The following is a 1,972-nucleotide window of genomic DNA, read 5'->3' as shown; positions in this document are numbered from 1 at the left end:
GCGCTCTGAGCCGCCGCGGGCGGCACCGCGGCCACGCCGCGTCCGCCTGCCCCTCCGTCGACGCGGGCGGTGGGCGCCGCCGCTATTGCGCGGGCGTCTCCACGGCCATCCCCATCGCGATGCGGTAGCGCTGGTACAGCGCCATCACCTTGTCGATGTACGCGCGGGTCTCCGCGTACGGCGGCACGCCGCCGTAGCGCGCCACCGCGCCGATGCCGGCGTTGTAGGCCGCCGCGGCCAGCACCCGATCGCCGGCGTAGCGGCGCAGCAACGCGCGCATGTAGCGGGCGCCGCCGTCGATGGATTGGTCGGCCGCGAACGGATCGCGCACGCCGTACTCCCTGGCGACCTCGGGCAACAGTTGCATCACCCCCTGCGCGCCCTTGGGCGAGACCGCGGCGGCATCGAAGCCGCTCTCGGCATGCGCAATCGCGCGCAGCCACGGCTCGTCGACCCCGGTGGCGCGCGCCGCGGCGCGGAACTGTTTAGCATGCGCCTGCAGTTGCGGCGCCCCGAGCTTGCCCAGTCCGGGGTGTGCACTCTCGCCTGGCGGCGTGACCGCGGTAAAGCGCAGATACGGCCGCGAGCCCGGCAGATTGCGCGTGGAGTAGACCAGTTGCCCGTCCTGCTCGCGCTCGTACAGGGTGCCGCTGAACACGCCGAGGTTGCCCCACAGATTGGGCGTGGCGATCGCCGCATCGTCCAGTTCCCTGGGGGTGCAGCGCGAACCCGGTTCCGGCGCGGTCGCCAGGCTGACCGTGCCGTCGCGCACGCAGCGGTACACCGTGCGCGCTGCCGCGTCGGCGACGACGCCACAGCACAGCAGCAGGCACAGCACGGCACGGGCAAGCGGCATCGGCGACACGCTCGGATGGGGGCGGGCGCGCATCATCGCGCAGCGCGCGTGGACGCAGGTGACGGCCTGTCGCCCGGCGCTGTTTCCGACACGGGTCTGGGTAGGAGAGGCTTCAGCCGCGACCAGGCTCCTGCACACCACGATGGCACCAGACTCCACGCGTCGGGACTGAAGTCCCTCCCACAGGGGCATGCGGCACGCTGGCTGGAACATCGTGGGCGGGTCGTTGGTCCCGATTGCTTCAGCGGCCGGATAGCGCACCGCCTTCGCTCGTCGCGCCTGAAGCCGTTCCTACAAGAACGTGCAGCACACGGTCTGGGCGCACTGTGGGAGGGACTTCAGTCCCGACTACTGCCAAGGTCGAATCGCTCGCGGCCTCCGCTCTTCGCGCTTCAAGCAGCGACGACCATTGCATGCGTCCTCCGACCTGCACGCCCGCCTACGGCGCACACGCCGCCAGTTTCTGATCGGCGTACCACAGCGCGCGCCGCGCCAGATCGTAGGCGCTGTCGGCCTCGCGCGGCAGCAGTTGCTGCGCGCGGATCGGGTCGGCGCCCTTGGCCATGGCGGTTTCCACCTGCAGCAGCGCATCCAGGTGCTGCTGCACCGGCGCCAGCAGGCGCGCGCGCTGCGCCGCCGGGCAGGCGCCGCGGCGTTGCTGCAGGTCGGCCAGGGCCTGGCGAATCCGCCGGCTGGCTTCGCCATCCAACCCGGGCGCCTTTTCGAAGGCGATCGGCGCGGCCTTGTAGGCATCGCCGGTGGCCTCGCTGCCGAGGTCGCTGGCGCGCTCGTGCAGCGCCGGATTGAACCGCACGTCCGGCGGCGGCCGCGCCACCGCCGACTGATGGGTGTTCTTGGGCAGCAGCTGCTTGATCGCCCGGCCGATGCCCTGCACGGCGACGTCGCCGAGGGTGCCGTCGCTGGCCCAATCCTTGTCGAAACGGGTCGACCGGTAGTCGATCGGATTGGGTCGCTCGAGCAGGCGCTTGGACTTGGCCACGTCGCGCGGATTGAGCGTCCCCGGCGGCGTGCCCTGCGCCTGCGCGAACGGATCCACCGCCACCCCATCCGGCAGGCGCGGATGGCCATCGCCGGTATAGAGCGTCGCCGCCATGC

2 protein-coding genes are annotated in these 1,972 nt (G+C 71.9%); both read right to left on the bottom strand.

Going from position 1 to position 1,972, the window contains the following annotated elements; translation table 11 throughout:
* Nucleotides 1–82: 82 nt before the first annotated feature.
* Nucleotides 83–856, bottom strand: coding sequence for a lytic transglycosylase domain-containing protein (locus D180_RS09965; protein ID WP_017912678.1), 774 nt, complete (start codon nucleotides 854–856; stop codon nucleotides 83–85).
* 439 nt (nucleotides 857–1,295) lie between these two features.
* Nucleotides 1,296–1,972 (bottom strand): hypothetical protein (locus D180_RS09960; protein WP_017912677.1); only part of this gene is annotated, 677 nt, incomplete at its 5' end.

Source organism: Xanthomonas sp. SHU 166, from assembly GCF_000364685.1.
Taxonomy (GTDB): Bacteria; Pseudomonadota; Gammaproteobacteria; order Xanthomonadales; family Xanthomonadaceae; genus Xanthomonas_A; species Xanthomonas_A sontii.
The sequence above is the reverse complement of the archived record's forward strand: the minus strand, read 5'-3'. Positions and strand labels throughout refer to the sequence as shown.

What these genes read in the sequence shown, in the direction of transcription:
- D180_RS09965 (WP_017912678.1), bottom strand. Translation starts at nt 856, where the DNA reads ATGCCGCTTGCCCGTGCCGTGCTGTGCCTGCTGCTGTGCTGTGGCGTC.